This is a genomic window from Caulobacter sp. D5, assembly GCF_003185805.1.
Classification (GTDB): Bacteria; Pseudomonadota; Alphaproteobacteria; order Caulobacterales; family Caulobacteraceae; genus Caulobacter.
Map to the genome: position 1 here is coordinate 1 of NZ_QHJY01000377.1, position 5,472 is coordinate 5,472.

Sequence of the window (5,472 nt, forward strand, 5' to 3'; positions counted from 1 at the left end):
GGCCCTTCTCGTTCTTGGCCACCTGGGTGCCCAGCAGGGCCCCGACGCCGGCCCCGATCAGGGCCCCGCCCTCCTGCTTGCCGCCGGTGGCGTCGCACGAGAACAGACCGCCCAGCGGCTTGCTCTGAGCCAGGGCGGGAACGGGGGCGGCCAAACTCGTGGCGAGGCCCGAGGCCAGGACGGCGCCGATCGACAGGGCGGCGGCGAAGGGCTTGCGCATTTTTGTCTGCTCCTTGCGAGGGGCGGGCTCGGGGGATCGCCCGCGGGATTTGACGTCGCCGCCGTCGCCCGTGCTATCGTTCAGGTGAACAACGATAAGGGAGGCGACGATGGGTAATGGAACACCGGTCGATTATAGCTGCTTCACAGTAGAGATCGAGGCCGGCGTCGCCCACCTGAAGCTGATAAGGGCGGAAAGCTTCAACTCCATGACGCGTTCGTTCTGGCGCGAACTGCCCACGATCGTGAACGACCTGGACCAGCGGGGCGGGGTGCGGGCGATCGTCATCTCCTCGACCGGCAAGCACTTCAGCGCCGGCATGGACCTGTCGGTGTTCGCCGATGAGGGCATCACCGGCGGCGAGCCCGTGGATCGCCACGTCGCGGCCGAGGCGTTCCGCCACAAGGTGAAGGGTTTGCAGGAGACCTTCTCGTGCCTGGAGCGGGCGCGGATGCCGGTGATCATGGCCATCCAGGGCGGCTGCATCGGCGGGGCGGTCGACTTCGCCACCGCCTGCGACATCCGCTACGCGACGTCGGATGCGTACTTCGTGATCCAGGAGATCAACATCGGCATGACCGCCGACGTCGGCACCTTCCCGCGCCTGTGCAAGCTGATCCCCGAGGGCTGGGTCAAGGAACTGGCCTATACCGGCCGCAAGCTGCCGGCCGCCAAGGCCCTGGAGCTGGGCCTCGTCAACGCCGTGTTCGACAGCCACGAGGCGGTGGTCGCCCACGCCCTGGAGACGGCCCGCGAGATCGCCTCCAAGACTCCGCTGGCGGTGACCGGCAGCAAGGTGATCATCAACTACGCCCGCGATCATTCGGTGGCCGACACCCTCGACTACCTGGCCGTCTGGCAGTCGGGCATGCTGGCCGGCCCGCACATGGCCGAGGCCTTCGCGGCGAAAGCCGGCAAGCGCGAGCCGGTCTATCCCGACCTCGCGCCGATCAAGGCGGGGATTTGAGGGGTCCTTCTCCCCCTGCGGGAGAGGGGATCATTCGCCGCTGCGCACCACCACCGGCAGGCCTGCTTCCGGAACCGGCAGGGCGGGGCCGGGCGTGACGCCGGCGACCTGGAACCAGTGCGAGCCCGCGCGATAGCCGAATGACCAGTAGCCGGCCGTCTTCGATCCCGCCGGCGGGGCCAGGGTGCGGTCGGGGGTCCAGCCGGCGTCGCGGGCGGCGTGGTCGTAATAGGTTTCGATCGCCGCGCGGGTCGCGCCGGCCGGAGCGCGGTAGGTGACCGTGTCGCCGCCCCCCGGCAGGCCCGAGGCGGCGGCCGTCTCGGCCAGGCCGGTCTCCACCACCCGCTGGTAGGGATCGTCGGCCTGGTCGAGCGACAGGTCGCGCGCCTCGACGAACCCGGCCGGCGGCGGAGGCGGCTGCCGTGGCGGCGGGGCGGCCCCTGGCCCGCAGGCGGCCAGGGCGAGCAGCAGGAACATCGGAGCGATACGGCGCATCATGATCCCGGGCGGGCCGTCAGGGCTTGGCCTGCCTGACGACGGTGCTGAGGGCGGTGTTGTAGGCGCTCTTGGAGTTGCTGCCCACGGCCTCCTCGCCGGTCTTGGGATCGGTGGGCACGGCGGCCAGGTCCAGCGCCTTGCCGGCGGCGGACGGGTCGTCCTGCAGGGCCTTCAGCGCCGCGTTCGTGCCGATCGTCACCCATTCCTTGGCCACGGCGGCGGCCGCGCCGACGCCCTTGCCGCCGATCCCGGACTTGTCGACGATCGTCAGCCCGCTCTTCAGCACCGCGCTCAGCAGTTCGGCCTGCTCCTTGCGGTCGGTGGTGATCGAGGCGGCGGCCGCCTGCACCCCGCCGACATAGTGGCCCAGGGCCGCGGCGTTCTCGTAGCGCTCGACCTGCGAGCCGTTGGGCAGGGTCACCTGCGTGGTGGCCTCGAAGCGGTCGATCGGGTTCTCGGCCTTGCTTCCGCCGACCTGGAGTTGCTGCATCATGTCGGCCAAGGGCGCGGTCTGGCCGTCGTTCAGCATCTGCTTGGCGTAGGTGGCGAAGGCCGTGCCGTCGCGGGTCTCGGCGTTGAAGGCCAGCTCGCGCGCGACGCCCGAGACGTCGCTCCCAAGCACGCTGGTCAGGCCCTGCGCCATCGTGCGGGTCGCCGCGTCGCGGTCCATGACGCTGATCCCCAGCAGCAGGTTCTGCTGCGGGACGTCCTTGAGCACCGCCGAGCCCTCGGCGAACAGCCGGGCCTTGAAGTCGGCGTTGGTCGACTGGGCGCCGGCCTCGAGGATCCCCTTGTAGGTCGAGGCGTCCAGCGTGGTGGAGTTGGTGTGCGAGGCGCCCGCGCCGCTCATCGAGGCGACCGTGCGCGAGCTTTCGACCCGGCCGATCGAGGCGTCGAGCACGCCGCGCAGCTGGTCGGGCGTCAGGGCGTCGAAGGCCTGCTGGGCGGCGGCCGGGTCGCCCTTCAGGCTGGCCAGCACCTCGCCGACGGCGGCGGCCTCGGCGTCGCCGTGGCTGGTGATCTGGGTCGAGCCCATCAGGGTGAAGGGGCTGGTGGTGTCGGCTGTGTGATCCAGGGTCGAGGCGGCCTGGGCCTGCACGTAGTCGACCTTGACGTCGGACGAGGCGTGGGTGGCGATCGCCTGGCCCAGGGCCGCGACGTCGGCCTTGCCGTGATAGTCGCCGCCGGCCTTGGCGAAGGCGTCCGACAGCTGTTTCAGCTGGGCGCCGTCGAGGTCCTTGGCCATCTCGACGAAGAAGTCGCGCTTCTCGTCGGCCGACAGCCCGCCCAGGCCAAAGCCCTTGCCGTCGTTGATCTCGCTGGCCAGCTTGTCCAGCGTTCCGTCCTTGGCCAGGGTGTCGATGGCGGCCTTGGCGTTGGCGGAATCCAGCTTGGTCAGGGCGCCGACGGCGGTCTTCACGTCGCCGTTGGTGATCGGGTTGAAGAGCCCGCTTTCCAGCGACTTGTGGACGCTGTCGACGGCGTCCTGAGACGGCGGCGGGGTCTGGCGGGTGGGAACCGAGGACGAGACGGAGTCGAGCATGGCGGCGGCGTCCTTGTACGCGCCGCCCGGGGCTCCGGCGGCGCCGGCACTCTCCGCGCCGGGGGCGCCGACCGCCAGCTAGGGAATTCCCTAGATCTCGCGCGTGATCTCGATCGCCTGCCAGTCGGCGTTCGATCCCTGACCGTCGGGGTCGAAGCTGTAGTGCAGCGCCCGCCAGTCGTCGGCGACGCTGCGATGCCAACCGATCGCCTTCCAGCCCTCCGGATAGTTCAGCTTGTCGTCGAAGTCGGGCGCGCCCAGGGGCGAGCCGAGCACGGTCTCGGCCTTCAGTCTTGCGACCGTGGCGGCCGGATCGGCGGGCTTGAAGTAGATGCGGCAGAACGAGCCTCCGCCCAGGCGGCCTACCGACAGCAGCACGGGCCGGCCGTCGATCTCGCCCTCGCGCACCTCCTGCAGGCTAACCATGCCGTTGCCGACCAGCAGGGACGGTACGGCCTGACCTTCCAGCGCGGTCCAGCCGGTAGCCCGGGCCTTGCGCAGGATGTCGCCGTGCGAGGCTGGGGCGATGCAGACGTCGCGGAAGGTCGCCAGTTCGCTGCGCAGGTCGGGCGCGGCGACCGGCGGCTGGATGGCCGAGACGGCGATGGCCCCGCCTCCAGCGAGGACGGCGGCGGCGAGAGCGGCGACGGCGATGGCGCGAGTTTTCATGATCTCAGGTTGTGTAGGCCTCGCCTCTCCCGGTCAAGTCCGGTTCAGCTTGCCGCCGCTTCCAGCGTCTTCAGGCGGTTGACGGCGTTGGTGTTGCCGGGATCCAGGGCCAGCGAGCGGCGGTAGTGGACGATCGCGGCGGCCTTGTCGCCGTTGGCCTCGTAGGCGTCGGCCAGGCTGTCCTGGGCGTTGCCGCTTTCGGGATAGAGCTCGGCGGTCAGCTTCAGCACGACCAGGGCGGTCGGGGCCTTGCCGAAGGCCAGCAGGCGATAGCCCCAGTCGTTCAGCTCGTGCTCGTCGGGCTTGAAGGCCGGATCGCGGCGCAGGCGGGCGACGACGGCGTCGGCCTGCTCCGGTGGAGCCGCCGCCAGTTCGGCGCGCAGGGCGGCGACGCCGGTCAGGGTCATGCCGGGCACGAAACCCTGGGCGATCTCGTCGATCAGGTCTTCCGGCGTCGAGCCGGCCAGGTTGCTCAGGATCGCCACCCCGACCTTGTCGTTCGGATAGAGATAGACTGCGTTGCGGCTGCCGCCGGTCATGCCGACGACCAGGCGGTCCGGGCGCTTCAGCACCAGCCAGCCCAGGCCCCACTGGCCCGGCTTGCCGTCGGTGTAGGGCACCGGCGTCCACATCGTCGTCTTGGCGGCGTCGCCCAGCAGGCGGCCGTCCATCAGGGCGATCATCCAGCGGCCCATGTCCTCGCCGGTGCTGTCGAGGCCGGCGGCGGCGCGGGCCAGGGGCGAGAACACCTCGCGCCGCACAGTGGGCTGGTCGGGCGTCTCGCGCTTGTAGCCGTAGGAGACGGTGCGCCTGGGGCTGGGATCCAGGCTGTCGCCGTAGCGCGAGCGCGTCATGCCGGCCAGGGCGAACTGCTCGCCGCCCAGCGGCTCGGACACCGGCCGTCCGTGCAGGCGGTCGATCGCCATCTGCACCAGGGCGTAGTTGGTCTGGCAGTAGTGGAAGCGCTCGCCGGGCGGGAACAGCACCGGCGCGGCCAGGGCCTCCTTCCAGGCCTCGGCCTCCGAAACCGCGCCGTCCTTCTGGCGGGGCACGAAGTCGGGCAGGCCCGAGGTGTGGCTGAGCAGCCGGCGCACGGCGATCCCGCGCCAGGCCTCGGGGAGATCGGGCACATAGGCGCCGATCGGCTGGTCCAGGTCCAGCCGCCCGGCCTGCACCTCGCGCATCGCCGCCACGCCGGTGAAGGCCTTGGTGATCGAGTTGATGGGGAAGGTGGTCTCCCCGGTGACCGGCGTCTTGGTCGCCAGGTCGGCGACGCCGTAGGCGCGGGAGAGGGCGATCGCGCCGTCCTTGACCACCACGACCTGCAGGCCGGGGATATGCCGCTCGGCCATGGCCCGGCGGATGACGGCGTCGGTGCGGGCCGCCGGATCGGCCGTGGACGCGGCTACGGCGATGGCCGGCGCCAGCAGGGCGACGGCGCAGATCAGCGGCGTCCAGCGCATGTCGAAATCCCCTCGCGTTGCGGGGCGCAGAGGATCAGGCGCGGGCGGGGGAGCCCAGTTAAGTTTTGGTCATGGGGGAGCGAATTCTGAACCCTCTCTCTTAGAGAGAGGG

Annotated in this window: 5 protein-coding genes and 1 pseudogene; 1 reads left to right on the forward strand and 5 read right to left on the reverse strand. The window is 70.8% G+C overall.

Annotation, left to right across the window (positions count from 1 at the left end; translation table 11 throughout):
* Positions 1-220 (reverse strand): annotated as a pseudogene (locus DMC18_RS21355) (hypothetical protein); the annotation flags it as partial.
* Between the two features lie 109 nt (positions 221-329).
* On the opposite strand from DMC18_RS21355, the gene DMC18_RS21360 reads away from it, so the two are divergent.
* The gene (locus DMC18_RS21360) at positions 330-1,187 is read left to right on the forward strand and encodes a crotonase/enoyl-CoA hydratase family protein (protein WP_110122172.1); all 858 of its coding nucleotides are present in this window, start codon (positions 330-332) and stop codon (positions 1,185-1,187) included.
* Between the two features lie 30 nt (positions 1,188-1,217).
* Here DMC18_RS21360 and DMC18_RS21365 read toward each other — a convergent pair whose 3' ends face one another.
* The 4 genes from DMC18_RS21365 to DMC18_RS21380 form a co-directional block, all read right to left on the reverse strand.
* Positions 1,218-1,682 carry a hypothetical protein gene (locus DMC18_RS21365; RefSeq protein WP_146218160.1) on the reverse strand — a complete coding sequence of 155 codons (465 nt, stop codon included), beginning with the start codon at positions 1,680-1,682 and terminating at the stop codon, positions 1,218-1,220.
* A gap of 19 nt (positions 1,683-1,701) precedes the next feature.
* Positions 1,702-3,228 (reverse strand): hypothetical protein, encoded by a 1,527-nt coding sequence (locus DMC18_RS26205; RefSeq protein ID WP_158285956.1) that lies wholly within the window; start codon positions 3,226-3,228, stop codon positions 1,702-1,704.
* A 90-nt stretch (positions 3,229-3,318) separates the two neighbouring features.
* Positions 3,319-3,897: a hypothetical protein gene (locus DMC18_RS21375; protein ID WP_110122173.1), complete on the reverse strand. Its 579-nt coding sequence runs from the start codon at positions 3,895-3,897 to the stop codon at positions 3,319-3,321.
* 44 nt (positions 3,898-3,941) lie between these two features.
* Positions 3,942-5,360: a serine hydrolase domain-containing protein gene (locus DMC18_RS21380; RefSeq protein WP_110122174.1), complete on the reverse strand. Its 1,419-nt coding sequence runs from the start codon at positions 5,358-5,360 to the stop codon at positions 3,942-3,944.
* Positions 5,361-5,472: the final 112 nt, after the last annotated feature.